This is a genomic window from Helicobacter cholecystus, from assembly GCF_003364215.1.
GTDB lineage: Bacteria > Campylobacterota > Campylobacteria > Campylobacterales > Helicobacteraceae > Helicobacter_G > Helicobacter_G cholecystus.
Genome location: NZ_NXLU01000002.1, coordinates 257,508 through 275,875 on the forward strand (window position 1 = coordinate 257,508; position 18,368 = coordinate 275,875).

The 18,368-nt window shown below is 35.0% G+C and carries 22 protein-coding genes; 3 read left to right on the forward strand and 19 right to left on the reverse strand.

All coding sequences use genetic code 11. The features are described 5' to 3' along the window. Nucleotides 1-3: 3 nt before the first annotated feature. The 13 genes from CQA62_RS03090 to CQA62_RS03150 are packed head-to-tail and all read right to left on the reverse strand — an operon-like array spanning nucleotide 4 to nucleotide 10,512. Entirely contained in the window at nucleotides 4-714 is a 711-nt protein-coding gene (locus CQA62_RS03090; protein WP_104724318.1) for a hypothetical protein, read from the reverse strand. Then, nucleotides 707-1,894, reverse strand: coding sequence for a bifunctional phosphopantothenoylcysteine decarboxylase/phosphopantothenate--cysteine ligase CoaBC (coaBC, locus tag CQA62_RS03095; protein WP_104724316.1), 1,188 nt, complete (start codon nucleotides 1,892-1,894; stop codon nucleotides 707-709). Before coaBC ends, CQA62_RS03090 begins: the two co-directional genes overlap by 8 nt. Beyond that, nucleotides 1,891-2,877 carry a UDP-N-acetylglucosamine 4,6-dehydratase (inverting) gene (gene pseB / locus CQA62_RS03100; RefSeq protein ID WP_104724314.1) on the reverse strand — a complete coding sequence of 329 codons (987 nt, stop codon included), beginning with the start codon at nucleotides 2,875-2,877 and terminating at the stop codon, nucleotides 1,891-1,893. The genes coaBC and pseB overlap by 4 nt, the downstream gene beginning before the upstream one ends. After that, entirely contained in the window at nucleotides 2,870-4,678 is a 1,809-nt protein-coding gene (mrdA, locus tag CQA62_RS03105) for a penicillin-binding protein 2 (RefSeq protein WP_104724312.1), read from the reverse strand. Before mrdA ends, pseB begins: the two co-directional genes overlap by 8 nt. Beyond that, on the reverse strand, nucleotides 4,659-5,114 hold the full coding sequence (locus CQA62_RS03110; RefSeq protein WP_104724310.1) for a hypothetical protein: 456 nt from the start codon (nucleotides 5,112-5,114) through the stop codon (nucleotides 4,659-4,661). The genes mrdA and CQA62_RS03110 overlap by 20 nt, the downstream gene beginning before the upstream one ends. After that, nucleotides 5,081-5,539, reverse strand: coding sequence for an N-acetyltransferase (locus CQA62_RS03115; protein ID WP_104724308.1), 459 nt, complete (start codon nucleotides 5,537-5,539; stop codon nucleotides 5,081-5,083). Before CQA62_RS03115 ends, CQA62_RS03110 begins: the two co-directional genes overlap by 34 nt. Continuing rightward, nucleotides 5,532-6,146: a ribosome biogenesis GTP-binding protein YihA/YsxC gene (gene yihA / locus CQA62_RS03120; RefSeq protein WP_104724306.1), complete on the reverse strand. Its 615-nt coding sequence runs from the start codon at nucleotides 6,144-6,146 to the stop codon at nucleotides 5,532-5,534. Before yihA ends, CQA62_RS03115 begins: the two co-directional genes overlap by 8 nt. Continuing rightward, a complete protein-coding gene (gene lptA, locus CQA62_RS03125; protein ID WP_104724304.1) occupies nucleotides 6,136-6,645 on the reverse strand; it encodes a lipopolysaccharide transport periplasmic protein LptA in 510 nt (169 codons plus the stop codon). Before lptA ends, yihA begins: the two co-directional genes overlap by 11 nt. Then, nucleotides 6,630-7,184 (reverse strand): hypothetical protein, encoded by a 555-nt coding sequence (locus tag CQA62_RS03130; RefSeq protein WP_104724302.1) that lies wholly within the window; start codon nucleotides 7,182-7,184, stop codon nucleotides 6,630-6,632. Before CQA62_RS03130 ends, lptA begins: the two co-directional genes overlap by 16 nt. Further along, complete coding sequence (locus CQA62_RS03135) at nucleotides 7,168-7,662, reverse strand: KdsC family phosphatase (RefSeq protein ID WP_104724300.1); 495 nt, start codon at nucleotides 7,660-7,662, stop codon at nucleotides 7,168-7,170. Before CQA62_RS03135 ends, CQA62_RS03130 begins: the two co-directional genes overlap by 17 nt. Next, a complete protein-coding gene (locus tag CQA62_RS07050; RefSeq protein ID WP_104724298.1) occupies nucleotides 7,659-8,594 on the reverse strand; it encodes a septal ring lytic transglycosylase RlpA family protein in 936 nt (311 codons plus the stop codon). The genes CQA62_RS03135 and CQA62_RS07050 overlap by 4 nt, the downstream gene beginning before the upstream one ends. Continuing rightward, nucleotides 8,591-9,709: a lytic transglycosylase domain-containing protein gene (locus CQA62_RS03145; protein WP_232006794.1), complete on the reverse strand. Its 1,119-nt coding sequence runs from the start codon at nucleotides 9,707-9,709 to the stop codon at nucleotides 8,591-8,593. The genes CQA62_RS07050 and CQA62_RS03145 overlap by 4 nt, the downstream gene beginning before the upstream one ends. A gap of 41 nt (nucleotides 9,710-9,750) precedes the next feature. After that, complete coding sequence (locus CQA62_RS03150) at nucleotides 9,751-10,512, reverse strand: TatD family hydrolase (RefSeq protein WP_104724296.1); 762 nt, start codon at nucleotides 10,510-10,512, stop codon at nucleotides 9,751-9,753. A gap of 58 nt (nucleotides 10,513-10,570) precedes the next feature. Here CQA62_RS03150 and ribE point away from each other — a divergent pair, with 58 nt between their 5' ends. Both ribE and CQA62_RS03160 read left to right on the forward strand, forming a co-directional pair. After that, a complete protein-coding gene (gene ribE / locus CQA62_RS03155) occupies nucleotides 10,571-11,179 on the forward strand; it encodes a riboflavin synthase (protein ID WP_104724294.1) in 609 nt (202 codons plus the stop codon). A 2-nt stretch (nucleotides 11,180-11,181) separates the two neighbouring features. Then, nucleotides 11,182-11,448, forward strand: a complete 267-nt coding sequence (locus CQA62_RS03160) for an EscU/YscU/HrcU family type III secretion system export apparatus switch protein (protein ID WP_104724292.1) — start codon at nucleotides 11,182-11,184, stop codon at nucleotides 11,446-11,448. Nucleotides 11,449-11,467: 19 nt separating this feature from the next. On the opposite strand, the gene CQA62_RS03165 is transcribed toward CQA62_RS03160, so the two are convergent. From CQA62_RS03165 to CQA62_RS03175, 3 genes are read right to left on the reverse strand one after another with little or no spacing between them, the layout of a single operon-like run. Further along, nucleotides 11,468-11,893 (reverse strand): DUF302 domain-containing protein, encoded by a 426-nt coding sequence (locus CQA62_RS03165; protein ID WP_104724290.1) that lies wholly within the window; start codon nucleotides 11,891-11,893, stop codon nucleotides 11,468-11,470. Between the two features lie 24 nt (nucleotides 11,894-11,917). Further along, on the reverse strand, nucleotides 11,918-13,063 hold the full coding sequence (gene traF, locus CQA62_RS03170; RefSeq protein WP_115585109.1) for a conjugal transfer protein TraF: 1,146 nt from the start codon (nucleotides 13,061-13,063) through the stop codon (nucleotides 11,918-11,920). Then, nucleotides 13,056-14,378 (reverse strand): aminotransferase class V-fold PLP-dependent enzyme, encoded by a 1,323-nt coding sequence (locus tag CQA62_RS03175; protein WP_104724288.1) that lies wholly within the window; start codon nucleotides 14,376-14,378, stop codon nucleotides 13,056-13,058. Before CQA62_RS03175 ends, traF begins: the two co-directional genes overlap by 8 nt. 79 nt (nucleotides 14,379-14,457) lie before the next feature. On the opposite strand from CQA62_RS03175, the gene CQA62_RS03180 reads away from it, so the two are divergent. Then, entirely contained in the window at nucleotides 14,458-14,826 is a 369-nt protein-coding gene (locus tag CQA62_RS03180) for a hypothetical protein (protein ID WP_104724286.1), read from the forward strand. Here the strand turns inward: CQA62_RS03180 and gatB are convergent. From gatB to CQA62_RS03195, 3 genes are all read right to left on the reverse strand, one after another. Next, on the reverse strand, nucleotides 14,823-16,244 hold the full coding sequence (gene gatB / locus CQA62_RS03185; protein WP_197720405.1) for an Asp-tRNA(Asn)/Glu-tRNA(Gln) amidotransferase subunit GatB: 1,422 nt from the start codon (nucleotides 16,242-16,244) through the stop codon (nucleotides 14,823-14,825). The two genes, CQA62_RS03180 and gatB, sit on opposite strands and share 4 nt — an antisense overlap. Nucleotides 16,245-16,312: 68 nt before the next feature. Then, nucleotides 16,313-17,815: an OmpP1/FadL family transporter gene (locus CQA62_RS03190; RefSeq protein ID WP_104724282.1), complete on the reverse strand. Its 1,503-nt coding sequence runs from the start codon at nucleotides 17,813-17,815 to the stop codon at nucleotides 16,313-16,315. Nucleotides 17,816-17,862: 47 nt separating this feature from the next. Beyond that, complete coding sequence (locus CQA62_RS03195) at nucleotides 17,863-18,306, reverse strand: GatB/YqeY domain-containing protein (RefSeq protein WP_104724280.1); 444 nt, start codon at nucleotides 18,304-18,306, stop codon at nucleotides 17,863-17,865. Between the last annotated feature and the right edge of the window lie 62 nt (nucleotides 18,307-18,368).

Sequence of the window (18,368 nt, forward strand, 5' to 3'; positions counted from 1 at the left end):
TCCTTAAATGCTAAGATTAAGTAGTTGCTCTTGCATGCAAAAAAGTGGCTGAATTTCTGAGGCAATACTGATTTTTATCTCCCCCCTCCACTCAAGATCATTAAGATTCTCATTTAAAAATTTTGCTACAGTAGGATACATCACCTCAATCTCTAGAATATCCCTAGAAATTCTTCCCCTAAGCACTCCAAGATTTGGAAAGAGGGCATAAAATTCTAAATTTGTTTTTTGTTTTTTCACTTGTGTATAGTGTTCCTTATCTCCATCTTTGATATTTAAGCTTAACACCCCTTTTTGCAATCCTGAAAGAAGAAATGCCCACTGTAAAAATTCTTCTTTAGTGCTTGATTTAGTAAGCTGCTCACTTGCAAACTCACCAATTTCTTTAAAAGTATTTTTACTTAACAATTCCTTACTTTGGTCAAAATCAAGCCAGAGAGGAGTTTTATTGAGTTTTGGCTCAGGAGCAAGAGAGGAGAGAATAATATTTCCAGCCCTACCTGTTTTCATCATTGCGAAATATTTTCCCCCTACTTCAAGCTCTCGATGTGATTTAGTTTCCAAGGTCCTTGCCCCTACTTCAAGAAGATATTTCATTCCTGCTTTTTTTGCAAGAACTTTGAGTTTAATAGGGAGTGTAGAGTTAAATACACTTTCTTTGCTAATTTTACTTGCAAGATTTAATTTTTGAATTTTTAATAAACGATCAATCATTGGCAATCAAATCCAAAAGTGAAAAACTTAAGGAAAGTTTATCCTGAAGCGCAAGACTTGTTTGAGAATTTTGAGTCATGACAAGAAGTGAGTTTTGCTCTGAACCAAAGGGATTATCTTCTTTAATAATATTAAGACATACATATTTGCATCCCTTTTCTTTAAGCATTGCCATAGCATAATCTTTAGCTTTTTTTTCATCTTTTTCAGCCTTAAATCCGACTTTTGTCAAATTTGGAACTTTAAGTGAAGCAAGCACATCAATTGTAGGGACAAACTCTACTTTAAGACCTTGAGATTTTTTTATTTTCCCCTCAATGCTTTTTTTGGGTTTAAAATCACTCAATGCTGCTACTGCAAAATAATATCCATTCTCTGCAACACTTTGCTCAATCTGAGTATAAAACTCTTGGATATTTTGGGCTTTTTTTAATTTAATTGAACTTGGAAGGACAATGGGTGTTTTAGAAGTTACAAAAGTAACATGAGCACCTAGAAGATAAAGTGCTAATGCAAGATAACTTGCCTGAAGTCCGCTAGAGTGGTTGCTAATGCATCGCACTTCATCAATATTCTCACTACTCCCACCCCCACTAATAACCACTTCTTTTCCTTTCCAGAAATTATGCGTAAGTAAAACCCTAAGCACCTCATAGCCAATTTCTTCTACTTGGGCCATTGCTCCTATCCCCTCTACTCCACAAGCAAGCAAGCCTGAGCGTGCATGAATCAGTTTTGCTCCCATCTTCTCTACTCTTTGCATAGCTTCTTGAGCCTGCTTTGAAAGATACATCACAGTATTTGCACTTGGAGCAATAAGTTTGGGAGCATTACAGGCTAGAAGTGCACTCAGCATGACATTATCTGCAATCCCATAAGAGAATTTAACAAGAGTGTTGATTGTTGCTGGAGCAATAATGCATACATCTGCCCAAGTTGCATAGCTAATATGATTTGCACCACCCTCACCCCAACTCTCACTCTCTTGTGTTAAAACAATTTCACCACTCAGTGCTTCAAAACTCAATGCTCCTACAAATTTTTGTGCCCCTGAACTCATGATGACCCTGACATTTGCCCCCCTTTTTTTGAAAAATCTTATAAGTTCAAGACTTTTATATGCAGCAATTCCTCCACTTACACATACTAAAATATTTTTATCTTGTAATTTTTTGATCATTTCATCATCTCTAAAAGTTCTTGATCACTAAGCCATTGGGTGTTTTTATCACTGCTGTATTCAAACCCACCTTCCACCCTCTTACCTTTTTCATTCAAAGCAGTTTGCAAATAATTAATTGGGGTTTGAAAATTGATTGTTGGTTCTAAGATAAAAAAATCATCAAATTCAATAGCAAGATGACTTTCATCTTTTGGAATCATCACTTCATGTAGCTTTTCTCCAGGACGAATTCCAATGATTTTAAGCGGTAGATTTGGTGCAAGGGCATGAGCAAGATCGGTAATTTTCATACTTGGAATTTTGGGGATAAAAATCTCTCCACCATGCATTCTTTGCATATTTTTCAACACAAACCCTACGCCATCCTCAAGTGTAATCCAAAATCTTGTCATTCTCTCATCAGTAATAGGGAGTTCGCTTGCTTTTTGAGAGATAAGTTGTTTAAAAAAAGGAACAACACTTCCTCTTGAACCTACAACATTTCCATATCTAACAACGCAAAATTTAGATCTTTTGCTTCCTTTAATATTATTAGCACTAACAAAAAGCTTATCTGAACAAAGCTTAGTGGCTCCATAAAGATTAATTGGACTTGCTGCTTTATCTGTACTCAGTGCTACAATATGCTCTACTCCATGGTAAAGTGCGCAATCTATAACATTGATTGCCCCATGGATATTAGTCTTAATGCATTCAATTGGATTATATTCTGCAATGGGGACATGCTTAAGTGCTGCAGCGTGGATACAGATATCTACCCCTTCCATTGCACTTCTAAGCCTTTGTCCATCTCTCACATCCCCAATAAAAAAACGCATTCTCTTATCATTAAATGTTTGAGCCATTTCATATTGTTTGAGCTCATCGCGACTATAAACAATAATTTTTTTGGGATTATAGTCTTTAAGGATTTTTGAGATAAATGCCTTACCAAAGCTTCCTGTTCCCCCAGTGACGAGTATGGTTTTATCATCAATCATTTTTATTCTCCTTATTAAAATAGCCCATATCATACATTTCATTGACAATATTAACTAAGATTGGACTTGCTGAACGACTTCCTCCGCCATGTTCGACCAAAATTGTAATCGCATATTTTGGATTTTTATAAGGCATAAATGCTGTAATCCAACCATGTGAACGATGAAAGTATGCCATATCTTCCTCTTTAACTCTACGTTTGATTTCTTGTGGGATTCCAACAACTTGTGCAGTTCCCGTTTTACATGCAAGCTTCACTTTTGAAAGTCGTCCATAGCGGTAAGCTGTTCCTCCATTTGAATCATTGCATACTTGATACATTCCTTGTGCAATTGCAGAGATCTTAGATTTTTGTAAAGGTGTAAGAATATCAAGTGCAGGATATTGCAAAACATGATTTCCAATTTCTGTTGCAAAATGTGGAGTAGGAAGCAATCCACTTGCAAGTAATGCTGTATAACGAGCAATTTGAAGTGGTGTAGTGAGAAATGCTCCTTGTCCAATAGAAATATTGATTGTATCTCCTACAAACCATTGTTGACCAGATTGGCGCATTTTCCACTCAGGTGTAGGTAAAATCCCCTTTGATTCTACAGGCAAATCTACTCCGCTTCTTGTCCCAAATCCCATTTTTTTAAGCACTTCTGTAATATTTTCCACCCCAGCTTTTTGTGAAAGAATATAAAAATACACATCTACACTTTCTTTAATCGCCTTAATCATATCTGATTTGCCATGCCCCCCAATTTTCCAATCTCTAAATTTTCTTCCTCCAAGCTCTACAAACTCAGGAGTATCAATAATGCTTTTTTCATCAACTCCTGCATATTCAAGAAAACTCAATGCAATTCCCATTTTTATAACAGATCCTGGAGGATAAGCACCAGTGGAAAATTTATTCAAAAGAGGCTTGTAGGGATTTTCAAGCAAGGCATTCCATTTAGTATGCGAGATTCCACCTACAAAATCATTGAGATTGTATTCTGGATAGCTTCCAGCAGCTAGAATTTCTCCATTATGCACATTTAAAATTACAGCAGAGCCGCTCTTATTGACAAATTGTCTATCAAGGATTTGTTGAAGCTTAATATCAAGGCTTGTATGGATATCCTCTCCATTAAGAAGAGGTTGGCTAGAGATAAAATCCACTTCTTGATTTAAGGCATTAACCTTAATTTTTTTATTTCCAAGCTCCCCTTGTAGCTTGTCATTATATTCCTTCTCAAGTCCTGCTTTTCCTACAATTTTTGTATATTTAGCTACTGCATTCTTCTCTACATCTTGCCCATTTGCACTTCCAACATAGCCAATAATATGGGAGGCAAGTGTATCATAGGGATAAAGTCGCTTTGTGCTAGATTTAATATAAATTTGAGGATTTTGCAAGAGTTGGGTATAGACCTTTTGGATTTGTTCATAACAAACAAAGGGAACAATAATAATGGGTGAGTGATTATAGGGGGAATATTCACTCTTATATTCTTTAATCATCTTTTCCTTGCTTAAATTTGGAAAATAGCTTAAAATAAAATCGATTTCCTTTTCAAGCTTTTTTTCATTTCCTAAAAATGGACTTAATGCAATAGAGAATCCAAGCTCATTAGTTGCTAAAATCTTGCCATTACGATCAAAAATTTGCCCACGTATAGGGGTGAAAATCTCAACCTTATCCGTATTTCTTTGTGCAATTTTTTCAAAATAAATATTAGATTTAATGCTCAAATAATATACCCTGATCACCAAAATCATACATATAGCAATGCAAAATCCAATCAGTAGTCTAAATCTTAAGTATTCCAACAATTAACCCTTCAATACATGCATAATAGGTGAAAATTCCAAAAATGAACCATCCACTACTTGTTGCACCATAGTTTCCAATCATTCCCAAAAGAAAAAATAATCCTAAATAACAAAAACCTATACAAAAAATAGAAACCTTTTTTTTTAATAAAAAACTTAAGGGTATAAAAATAACTGCATAGAGCAGGAGAAAATACACAATCATTCCTCCAAAAGGCATTCCCCTCTCACAATCTAACCATAAAAGCATTGCAATAATTAAAGTTAAATGAATGATTTTATTATTTCTTAGAGCATGAGCAAAAAGAATAAAAAATAAGCCTAATAATGGTGGTAAAAAAATATAGAGATTGCCCATCGTGCAATAAAATATATAGAGTAAAAAAATTACAAAATAGCTTAAAGCTTTTTGAGTAAGGCTATTTCGTCGCATACTGGAAATCTTTTACATTTTATACAGTCTGTCCATATTTTATGATCAGGAATAAGCTCTTTTGCAATGATTTCAAATCCCATTTTTTTAAAAAACTCAACTTGATAAGTTAAAGACAGAACTTTCTCTACTCCAATTTCTCTACCCTCTTTTAAAATGGCTTCAACCAATCCTCTGCCAACTCCCCTCTTCTGGTAAGTTGGGGTAACAATTAAACTTCGTACTTCTGCTAGATCTTTAGAGTAAATGTATAGGGCACAAAACCCAATAATTTTACCCTCTTCTTTTGCAAGGGTATAAGAACGTATGGTGTTAGCAATTTCTTCTGAAGAGCGATATAAAATTATACCTTTTTGCACCTCAGGATTCACAAGTTTGATCATCTGCTCAATATCGTTAAGAGTTGCCTTTGTATATTCAATCATATCCTCTTCCTAGTGCCATTGCAATAATTTTAGATCGCAATGTGTTGATTGAAGTAGTTTTGGCTTCATTAGGATTTATAGAAGTCAAAACCTTTCCTTTGGCTAACAAAGAATTTTTAGCTTGATTTTTGAGTTTATCGGCTTTTGTGTAGATTTGTAAAATTGCTTGATCTCCTCTAATCAACTCATTTAAAAATTTAGAAACAAATAAGTCATTATTAAGCTCTAAATGTCTTGAATCAATAAGATGCAAAAAGAGTTTAATACTTGTACGTTTGCTCAAAAACTCTACAAGATTATATTCCCAAGACTTTTTTTGCTCTTTTGAAACCTTAGCATATCCAAAGCCAGGCAAATCAATAAGCTTGAAGGGAATTTTTTCTTCTCCTTGAATAAACTCTGCACCAAAAAAATTAATCAGTCGGGTTTTCCCTGGTGTAGAAGAGCTTTTAGCTAAAGCATTTTTCCCCATAAAAAGATTAATAAAGCTTGATTTGCCTACATTACTTCTTCCCAATACAACAATTTCTAGACAATCAGCCTGTGGACATTGAGAGAGATGGGAAGCAGAAGTAATAAAACTTGGAGCAAAGATTTTATTTTCCATTTTTCTTTTTATTTCCCTCCTTAATATCATCAAGACTAAAGGTAATCTTTGCAGGTTTTTTTTCTCCATTTTTACTTTTACTCCCTACAATACTTGCATAACCACTTTTGGTATTAAGGATAATTTCCTCACCTTTAAGTGCATTGACTTTGCCCTCTTCTTGCACCAAGGCTTTGCCTGTGAGACAATATTCACTTTTAAGTGCATCATAAGTGATATGTTGTGCCTTGCCTCTCATAATACGCTTATCTTCTAAGGTGATTTTAAAAGTTACATTGCCTCTTGCATCATAAAAAGTTGGCTTACGATTTTTATCTGTTTTCACTATTGCTTCTGATGCCCTTAAAACATCATCACCCTTAATAATTACAACGTTTCCACTAATTTGTGTGTAACCTTTTTCTTGATTAGCATAGATTTTATCTGCACTCACCTCAAGAAGCTCAACACCTATTGAAAGAGAGGCAAAAAAGAAGCAAAAAACTACTGATCTAACCATATCATTCCCCTAGGTAAGGATGCGCGTATTTCAGAAGTTATACCATCAAAATACAAATCTTCCCCCCAAAACTCCCCCTCTGTATTTTTTAATTCAAAATCACCTTCTCCCCTAAATTGTTGATTATTTGAATCATAGATTCCTTTATCTGCAATAAATGCAATCCCTGATTCATTAAGATAATCAATCCCTTTAGAGAATTCATAAATATCTTTTCTTTTAATAGCCTTGCCTACGTGAAAATATTCAATATCTTTTTGTGTGAAAGTTTGCTTATTTTTTTGCAAACCAAAATTTGCCAAAAACAAATCAATAAATTCTTCACGATTATCAAAATGATATGCATTTGACCCAATAACCAAGAGCTGAGGCTTTCTATCTTTAATTGAATAAAGTGCAAAATTTTCTAGCTCTAGCTTAGCAACTTCTTCATAAGCTCTATGAATCTCTTCTCGTTTTTGAGGGGGCTGTAAAACAAAATAAATAGAAAAAGCCAAAATACACAAAAAAAATGCATAAATCTTAAGTGAAGATTTCAAGCCACCTCTCCTCTAATTTCTCTTGATGCATTAAAATTTCAATCATTTCTCTCACTGCACCCTCACCCCCTCTTTTGCTAAGAATAACATCTGCATATTTTTTAATCATATCAGCCGCATTTAAAGGAGCAAATTTTAGACCGCTTTGAGCAAACATTGGTAAATCATTACAATCATCACCAATGCATGCAATCTCTTCTTTGCTTAAGGAATATTTCTCTTGTAAAATTTTCACTGCTTCTGCCTTATTTTCAACCCCCATAAAAATATCATCTACGCCTAATTCATTGCCTCTTTTTTCTATAATGGGAGATTCTCTTCCAGTAATAATGGCTGACTTTCTTCCAAGCTTTTTCCATACTCTAAGCCCTAATCCATCTTTAACATCAAAAGCTTTATACTCCTCACCCTTATTATTATAATAAATCTTACCATCACTAAGTGTGCCATCAACATCTAATAAAATAAGTTTAATCATTGTCGAATAATTACTTTTGCTTTAATATTTGGATGAGCAGAAAGAAAGTCTTGGGCTTCTTCTTCACTCCTAAATCCTTCAATAAGCACACGATAAATTACACCATCATCAAGCTCTTGTTCTTTGATAACAGTTTTATAGTTTTTAAGTTGATCAAAAACTTGCCTTGTCTCCTCAGCACCTTCTTTGCGTCTAAATGCACCCACTTGAAGGGCAAAACTTCCACCATCTACACTCTCTTTACTCACACCAACTTTAAATTCAGATTTAAGTTCTTGATTCATCTCACTTGGGCGACTCATTTGTGTTCCAATAATACCCTGAAAACCAATGACCTCTAGTTGGACTTGTGCAGTTCCTTTTTGAACCATGCTAATATCATGTGCTGCGGCATTTGAGAGATCAATAATTCTCCCATCAACAAAAGGTCCCCTATCATTAATTCGCACAATTGTACTCTTTCCATTTTCTTTGTTATACACACGCACAACTGTATTCATAGGCAAAATCTTGCTTGCAGCAGTATGGGCATGCATATTATAAATCTCACCATTAGAAGTTTTTTTAGCATGAAAATTTGGTCCATACCAGCTTGCAATTCCATCAAACTTTTCCCCCAAACTCACCCTTTGAGGATAATACCACTTACCATCAATCTTATAAGGACGCATTGTGGCTCTTTGGATGGCTTTAGATTCCCTCATTCCACGAGTATCAACACCTGCCCCCTTACCTCCATTATAACTTGGCAATGCCCCACTTTCTCCTCCTCCATATCCTGCATTATATTCAGGATCAAATGTTGTGCCTTTGCGAAAAAGTGAGAAATCCTCATAATCTTCAAATCCCCCACTTCCTCCACGATAAACACTTTTGCTTGAACATCCAATCATCAAAAACGAAACAAAAGTTAGAACATAATATTTTTTCATCGTCTTTGAGCCACTTTCTTATTGTATTGGTCTTTTAAAATAGGAATAATCAAAGCCTGTTTAATAGTAAGATGCGAATTTTTAACCTCATTGACACTCTGAATATCTTTGACTTTAGTATTATATTTTTTAGCAATACTTGAAAGAGTTTCTCCTTTTTTGACATGATGGAGAACAAACATTTCATTTGCACGTTTAGAAGTTTGGTATTCTTGCTTAAAAAGTGCAAGGCGATCATAAGGCATATAAACCGTATATTTTCCCTTACCAGGAGGAAGAAAATTATATTTAAATTGCTTATTGTATTTTTTAAGTTCTTTTAAATCCATTCCTATAGATTTTGCAATCTCACTTAAAGGTGTTCCTGCCTGCACTTCAACCCCAGCAATTGTACTTCCTGCACCACGATTAAGAAAATATTCCCTATCCTCATTTTTGAGTACATAAGCATCATTAAATGCTAAACTCATTCCTAAAATCATACGAATATAATGACGTGTTTCAGCAGGTAAATAATTCTTCTGAGAATCAAGTAAAACTTCTAAATCTTTTGTTCCTGCTTTTTTTACAGCTTTTTGCAATCTTCCTATACCACAATTGTAAGCCATTGCAGCTAAATACCACTCACCTGTAATACGTTTCAAAAATTTTAGATATTTAATGGCTGCTTTAGTACTTTTAATTGGATCACGTCGTTCATCAATATAATCATTAATTTTTAATCCCATTTCTTTGGCAGTTTTTGGCATTAATTGCCAAATTCCACTTGCTTTTTTAGGACTATAAGCTCGCATTGAAAATTCGGATTCTGCCATTGCAAGAAATAAAAACTCTTGAGGAATCCCCTGCTCAATCATCATCATTCTAAGTGTTGGAATGACTTCATAACCTTTGTCAAACTTTTCTACAAAATAATCCCATCTTGCCTTTACGCTCCTTTTATAAACAGCATTTGACATATTGAGTGTAGGCAAAAATGAAGCATCCAAATCAAAAGAGTTTAAGATATTTTCGCTTGTCCTTACCTGTGGCATTTTAAATTCAACAATACTTTGAGTAGAAATTGCTCCAAACAAAGTTATTACACCTAAGCAACAACCCGCTAAAATTTTCATTCTTTTGCATCCTTGATTTTTATAAAAATGTGGATTTTACCCTATAAATTAAAAAGTTCCCTTGCATTTTGATCACTTTGTTTTGAAATTTTCTCCTTAGCAATTTGTAAAACTTCAGAGATTTTTTCTACAATGAGAGGAATATATTTGGGCTCATTTCTCTCTCCTCTATATGGGTGTGGAGTAAGATAGGGAGAATCTGTTTCTAAAAGCAAACGATTCAGGGGGATTTTTGGCAAAACTTCTAGCAATCGACGTGCATTTTTAAAGGTTAATACCCCTCCAATCCCATAAAAAAAGCGATCTTTAAACTCTAAAAGAATTTCATCAGCATTAAAACAATGAAATACCCCTCTAGCTCGTGGATAATCCCTTAAAATCTTTACCACATCACCACTTGCTTCTCTTACATGTAAAATTAAAGGTTTATTTCCCTCAAGTGAAAGCTCAATCTGCTCCCTAAAACACTTTTCTTGCAGTGCTTTTATTGCTCTTTTTTCTTCTTCACTCCCCTCTAAGCGAAAATAATCTAATCCACATTCACCAATTGCAACACATTTTTCATCCTTTAGCACAGCCCTAAGAGAGCAAAGATCATAAGTGCTAAGATGATAGGGATGCACCCCACTTGCAAAATAAACATCTTCATAAGTATGTGCCAAACTCTGTGCTCTTGCAAGATCTTTAATATCTACCCCAGGAATAATAAAAGCACTAATTTGATTTTCTCTTGAATCCTTAAGCACACTATGAATATCATCAAAAAATGCCTCACAATCAAGATGACAATGTGTATCAATCATTGTTTTCTCCATTTTTTGCTTTTATTATATAATCTTTTATTTTAATACAGGAGGCTACGTGTTTAGCGGTTTGGTTAGAGAAATTGCAGAAGTAAAAAGTTTTAAGAATAACACTTTAGAAATTTTCTCTTCTTATTGCCCAAACATTGGAGATAGTATTGCAATTAATGGGGCATGTTTAACAGTTGTTGAGCTTTTTAAAAGTGGATTTACACTCAATCTTACTTCTCATACACAAGAAAAAATTGCCATAGAGAATCTCAAAGGAAAAGTTCATCTTGAGCCTGCACTTAGATTTTCAGATCGTTTAGATGGACATATTGTGCAAGGACATATTGATGGTATTGCCACACTCACGCATATTTATAAACAAAATTCTCAAACATGCTTTATCATAAAACTTCCCTCCCATCTTCACCATCTTATGGTGCTTGATGGCTCTATATGTGTTGATGGTATCAGTCTTACAATTACAGATTTTCAAGCCCCCTACCTTACTCTTACTCTTATTCCCCATACACTCACTCATACGCTTTTTCATACTTATGAAATAGGGAGAAGACTCAATATTGAGAGTGATATGATTGTCCGAAGTATTGCCAAGCTTATGGGAAAAATGAGCAAAGAAGGATGGGAGAAATTTGATCACTTAACCTTAGGATATTGAAAATGAAAAAAGCTGTAGCCCTAGCCTATAATCAAGCTTTGCACAATGCTCCACAAGTTGTTGCTAGCGGAAAAGGAGCCATTGCGCAAAGTATTATCTATAAAGCAAAAGAATTTGGAATCCCTCTTTTTCAAAATCAAGTTTTAGTAGATTCTCTTTTAAAATTTGAAATTGATGAAGAAGTCTCAAGTGATCTATATTCTGCACTTGTAGAAGTTTTCATTTGGCTAAATGAATGTGAGAAAAAAGCCCAATTGAGTAAAGATTGAAATTCTCCAGTATTGATGACTAGATACAAGATTTAATCATCTCTTGCAAAAAATGATTAATATTTTTTACCACTTGCTGATTTTTGATCTTGTATTTTTTTGCAAGATCATTAATGTCTGTATAAACTATATAAACATTATGATTATTGTCTTCATAAACAGAAACTTTAAGAGGAAGTTCAAGAGAAATTGCAGGGTTTTCTTGCATTAAAAATGTTCCAACTTTTGGATTTCCAAAGACAATAACCTTAGTAGCATTGAGTTTCATTCCTACATCTTGAGCATTTGCATAATGATCAAACTCTGCAAAAATTGGAGTATTTTTACCCATAAGAAAACTTTTAAGATTTTCATAAGTTTTCATAAAATCATATTGACTTTTAATGGGTTCTAGGGCATTGCCTAATCCTGCAAATATAAATAAAGAAAATAAAACTTTTTTCATGAATTCTCCTTAATTTTGAAAGATTTAAAAAGTAAAAGTGCTGCCAATCTTGAAACCAAAATTTGTAGGCGCAACAAGTTTACTTCCATTAAATTTTACAAAATTTGTTCCTATTTCACCAACAATATCCAAGATTCCAAAAGCATTTAATCCTGCACTCATCTTTAAGCCATCTTTACCCAACATATCCATAGAAAGTCCAAATCTAAAATCAAACTTCGTATAATCTCCCATAATGCCTAAACCAAAATATTGGCTTTTTGGTGTAGCAAGAGAATAAGAATCGTAGGGTAACAAATCCATATCCATTGCTACAACATAGTGTTGTGCAAACTCATAACTCATTCCAAGTCTAAGCCTAGCATCAAGCTGAATTTTTTCATTATTGTTTTTAAATGTTGGACAATTAATATTTTTTGCAGTGAGTCCAATATGAAAATTACTATAAGAGTATAAAAACCCCAAATCAATTCCAAAATTTTGTAAAGGAGACATGGAAAGAAAATTAGGCATACGAACATCAATACCACCATAAGCATTACCCTTATAAGCACTGTGATCAAAAACAACCCTAAGGTATTTCATCGCAACCCCAAAATTAAAATCTCCAAAATCTGTGATGAGTTTATAAGCATATCCTATAGGCACTTCCATGAGCGCAATTCCAAAACTAGATGCTTGATAATTTACCCCACCTGCATTACTGATAGAAATATCAACAACAGAGCTTGCAAAAGCACCAATTCCAAAAGCACTTGATTTCTCTTCTTTGCTTACACTTATAACACGACCATATTCATCCTCTACTGTGCTCATATTTGTTTTGACAAATCCACTAATTTGTGCCACCACTCCCATCTGAGTTTCAAGTCTAGCCTTACTATTTTGCAAATTTGAGAGAATTTGCTCAATTTCTGAAGTTTGTGTATCTGACGTGATTTCTAAGATCTTATTAAGATTAGTACGAGCAAAGTAAAACCCTCCGCTAAAAGAGAATTTACTTCTAGGGTCACTTGAAAGCAAGGCGGGATTATAATAAAGTCCCCATGCAGAATTTCTTAATGCGACCCCCACACCGCCCATAGAGGTTGATACATTTCCCATAGATGTGAGACCAAGAGAATATCCAAGAGTAGAACAAATGATAAGGAGCGAAATAGGCTTATACACGAAGCTTCTTAATAGCTTTTTTTAATGAGGAAATAAAATATTCAATATCCTCAATACTATGAGTGTAATGCACACTTGCTCTAATCCAACTTGGTTTTATTCCCATTTCACTCGCACTGTCCTCAAGTCCAAATAAATCATATCCATAAGGTCCTGCACAAGAACACCCTGAACGAGTTTGAATCCCATATTTTTGACTCAGCTCTAAAGCAAGATCAAAGGGTGAGATACCACCAATATTAAAAGAAAAAACACCCAAACGATCCACTTCACTATTGCCATAAAGAGTAAGGGCGGGAATACTTTTAAGTTCATGCATCATGACTTCAACAAGCACCTTTTCTCTTTGATGAATTAAATCCAATCCAATTTCATTTCTAAGCTGATAAGCAAGTGCAGCCGTAAGGAGCTGAATAATCCCTGGTGTACCCGCTTCTTGACGATAATCAATATTTTCAAGATATTCATGAGTGGTTCGATTAGCATTGCGAATAGTTCCACCACCTCCAAATGTTGGAGGAAGAGAAGTATCAATTAATTGGGTTTTAATTCCTAATAATCCACAACTCCCAACTCCTCCTAAAAGTTTATGAGGAGAAAGAAAACAGGCATCAAATAAGGTGCTTGGAACATTCATATAAGGTGAACTTGAGGCCATATCAAAGGCAATAATTGCATCTTTATTTCTTAAAATTTTTGATATTTCTTCATAAGGAGTAATAATGCCTGTCACATTGGAGGCTACATTAAATGAGCCAATGATTTTTCCTTGAGTTTTGTGCACACTCTCTTGCAGTTCCTCAATATTTAACAGCCCTTTAGCATTGAGTGAAATGCGTTGCAAATGGCATAGACCCTCACGATAGCTAATTTCATTAGAGTGATGTTCATATGCCCCCACAAATACATAAGGAAGATTTTTCATCTCTCTTATTCCTAAAATCTCTTTAGTTTTAGGAGGGATATAAATTCCTAAAAGCTCTTGAAAAAGCTTAATTGCTCCCGTTGAACCACTTCCAACATTAAGCAATGAAAACTCTTCACTTAACCCTAAACACTCTTTAATGACTTCTTTAGAATACTTATAGAGCGCAGTTGTAATTGTTGCATGTTCTGAAGTATCAGAATGAGTGTTTGCATAATAAGGCAAGAAAGAAGCAAGACGTTTTTGAATGGGTGCAAAAGCAAGTCCTGATGCAGTAAAATCAAAATATCTTGCACCCTTTTTAAGAATTGTTGCTTTTTTGCATTGTTCAATTTTGTCTTGATTTTGATCTAGAATTGGAGCGAAAAAATTATTAATGATCTTTTTCACTATTGACCTCTTTTTGGTTTAGTATTACAAAGCAGATTTTACTACAATGCCCTTAGAAAAAAAGTCAAAAAGGAAGGAAATGAAAAAGATTATTACACTTAGCCTACTGACTTTAAGTCTACAAGAAGCACAACAAGAAGATCAAACTCTTTATCAAAAAGCTTTAAGACAAAGTCAAGAATTTTATGAGAAGGCCTCAAGGGAAAGTAAAGAGCTTTATGATCAGTATTTAAAAGATGGCATCAAGCAAGGGAGTGAAAAAAGTATTGAATTCTATGAAAAATATCTTAAAAACAATATAGAAGAAGGGCTTGAAAAGGGTGAAGAGTTTTATGACCAACATTTAAAAGAAAAAATGGATAAAGTACTAGAAAAAGGCAAAAAACTCTATGAAGAGGGGGAAAAGGAAATCAAAGAACTTAATAAGAAGGAGAGAGGGGAAGATTAAAGCTTTTCTTTAAGAAGCTCATTGACCCTTGCTGGATTTGCACCTTTAGCATTTTTCATCACCTGCCCTACAAAGAAACCAAATAATTTATCTTTTCCACTCTTATATTCCGCCACCTTATCAGCATTAGCACCCAATACTTGCTCAATGACACTTAAAATTGCACCATCATCATTAACTTGCTCCAATCCCATACTCACAATGAGTTCATCAACATCTCCCCCCTTATTTTCTACAAGCACATCTAGAATTTCTTTTGCACTTTTTCCACTAATCTTACCCTCTTGCACTCTCTGAACAAGGGTTGCTAAAAGCTTACTCTCAATTCCGCAAGTTTGCAAAGTATTCTCACCCTTAAGTCTTCCTAAAAGCTCAGTATTTAACCAAGTAAGTGCACTTTTTGGAGTGATTTGATAGCTTAACATTTCCTCAAAATAACTGCAAAGCTCAAGTGAGGCTACAAGCACTTCTGCATCACTCTCTTTAATCCCATATTCATTCATATATCTAACCTTTTTCTCATCAGGAAGCTCAGGCACCTCTCTACCCTCTCTCATCAGGTCTTCATCAATAAATACAGGCAACAAATCAGGATCTGGAAAGTAGCGGTAATCTGCCGCTTCTTCTTTGCCTCTCATAGAACGAGTTATTCCTTTTGTGGTATCAAAAAGTCTAGTCTCTTGCACAACTTCTTGCTCATATACACCATCTTGCCATGCCTCAATCTGTCGCTCTACCTCATATTCAATTGCCTTTGCAATAAACTTAAAGCTATTGAGATTTTTGATCTCTACTCTTGTATAAAGTTTGCTCTCACCTTTAGGACGAATAGAAACATTTGCATCACAGCGAAAGCTTCCCTCTTGCATATTTGCATCTGAAATTCCAATAAAACGCACAATAGAGTGAAGTTTTTTAAGATATGCTACGGCCTCATCTGCATTTCTCATATCTGGCTCACTCACAATTTCGAGCAAAGGTGTACAAGCACGATTAAGATCAACTTTTGAAAGGCTATCTTCATGAATATTTTTTCCCGCATCTTCTTCAAGATGTGCACGAGTTACGCCAATGCTTTTCTTCTCTCCATTCTCTAAAGTAATCTCAATGCTCCCTTTTCCTACAATTGGAATTTCAAATTGGCTGATTTGATAGGCTTTAGGTAAGTCTGGATAAAAATAATTCTTGCGAGCAAAAACAGAATTTTGATTAATCTGAGCCTTAATTGCTGTAGCAAATGTAATGGCCTTCTTCACTGCCTCACGATTAAGTACAGGAAGAGCGCCAGGTAATCCTAAGCAAGTTGGACAAACATTGGTATTGGGCGACTCACCAAATGAAGTCGCACAAGAACAGAAAATTTTCGTTTTTGTATTGAGTTGAACATGGACTTCAAGACCAATAATGGTTTCAAACATTAGGATTCCTTAAAATTTTTAATTTATAAAACCATATTGTAGCGTAATTCCCACCTCCTTTTAAAGTCTTAGAATCGGCAGGCCATAGAGACATTCACAAGTTGAAGTTTTCCCAACCCACTATCAGATTGGATATAAGATTCACGATTATCTTTAAATGTCATTGAATATGCAGCACCTAAATCTAAGGTATCCTCAAACATTGAATATCGCACACCTACTCCCATCATATAACCGTCTGCATCAGGGATACCGAATGCATCTTTTGGCACTGGAGTTTGATCATAGGCAAATGACGCCATTGCTTTAAACTTTTGTGTAACATCATAAGTTACTCCCACACGATAAGAGCTTGTATCTTTCCACCCTCTTCCAATAGCTACTGCATCATAATCTGCACCACTCATCATATTTTCCATAAATTTTGCTCTTTGTTCATCGGTTGAACCCATTTGATTTGCCATACTTCCACCAATATTGCTAAATTTTTGGTTTTGGTATTGGAATTCAAATTTATCTCCATAGCTCCAAAAATTTCTCTCATACACAGCTTCAATCAAAAAACTTCCAAGTCTTTGTGCTATACCAATTTGCAAAACTGGAGGAATATCAGTTGAAAGGAGTAAATCTGCATCCATATTGGCTTTGACAATAGGGTCTTCTCTTTTTCCCGTGATTGCAACTGCACTTAATCTCCCCTTAAAATCAATATGGACTGGAGAACGATATGTGGCGGAAATAATCAAGGAATCTGTCCAAAATGCCAAAGGTTTAAGCGTAAGCGCAATATTGTATCCAAACCCCTTTCCCTTGGTAGAAGAAACTTGATCAACAGTAGAAGTTCCCTTTGTCGTAACTATGGCATGCGACCCTGGAAGACCTTGCATCATGGTGGCAACATAGGGGACATTAAGTGTATTAGCAAACTTTCCCAATCCATAAACAAATCTTCCTCCAGCACCTACTCCAAACCACTCTCCAATTTTAAAAGATATACTAGGATTGGCTTCAATCATTGCAATAAAGCTAGAATCTAAAAATTCTCCTCCTACTCCATCCCAATCCATTGTCATTCCTGATGGTGCAGTTACGGCTAAACCAATATTAAATCCACCCCAAAATGTAGGGCTTTTGTAAAAAATCTCAGGATAGACAAAATTTGTTGCATTAGCATGTCCTCTTGCTGAGGTAGGGCCAGCTTCTACTTGAGGAGCAAAAGCACCAACAAGAGAGCACGTAATTGAACCAAACCAACCATCAGCCCCTTTGACAGGTTGGCATGTAACTTGTGTTCCCTGATCACGTCCTGTTTGGTTTTTAATTTTTGTAAAATCTGTTGTAAAATCAAATGCTGGAACATGAATCCAAGTTGTAGAAATTTCAAGCTCATGCTTATCAGAAAACCTACCCATTCCCATATTTGCAGGGTTATAATATGCACTGTCTGCACCAGAAGCTCCTGCGACATAAGCAGAACTTAAAGCAATGGAGTTTAAGCTATGTTCATTCATCTTGAATCCACCTGCAAACGCTACACTACCCATTAAAACTGACGAAAAAACCTTTTTCATTTTTCTCCCTTCTCTTCTTTTCAAGTCTCTTAATTACAGAAGACAACTTATGACAAAAGATCCCTTGCCATTGTACTGATTCTTCTTCCATCTGCTACTGCAGAAAGTTTTTTTGCAGCTCCCATCACTTTACCAAGATCTTTAACTCCTTCAGCCCCAATCTCTATGATTAAAGATTTTACAGCCTCTCTAAGCTCTTCATCACTGAGCTGTTTTGGAAGATATGAGAGGATTATATCCATTTCTCCCTTCTCTTTTTGTGCCAAATCATCTCTCTTTGCTTGAACATAACTCTGTAGCGCATCTTCCCTTTGTTTATATGCACTTTTTAAAATAGAAATGACATCATCATCACTCAAAATAATGCGCTTGTCTACTTCCACTTGTTTAAGTGCAGAATTGAGTAATCTTAACGTATCACGCTTGAAGGTATCCCCACTCTTCATCGCTTCTTTTAAGTCTTGTGCCATTTTTTCCTTGATTGCGCTCATTCTTTCTCCTTATGGAATAAAACTTGCTAATGCTCCTTCAAGAATATTTTTGAAAGGAATCA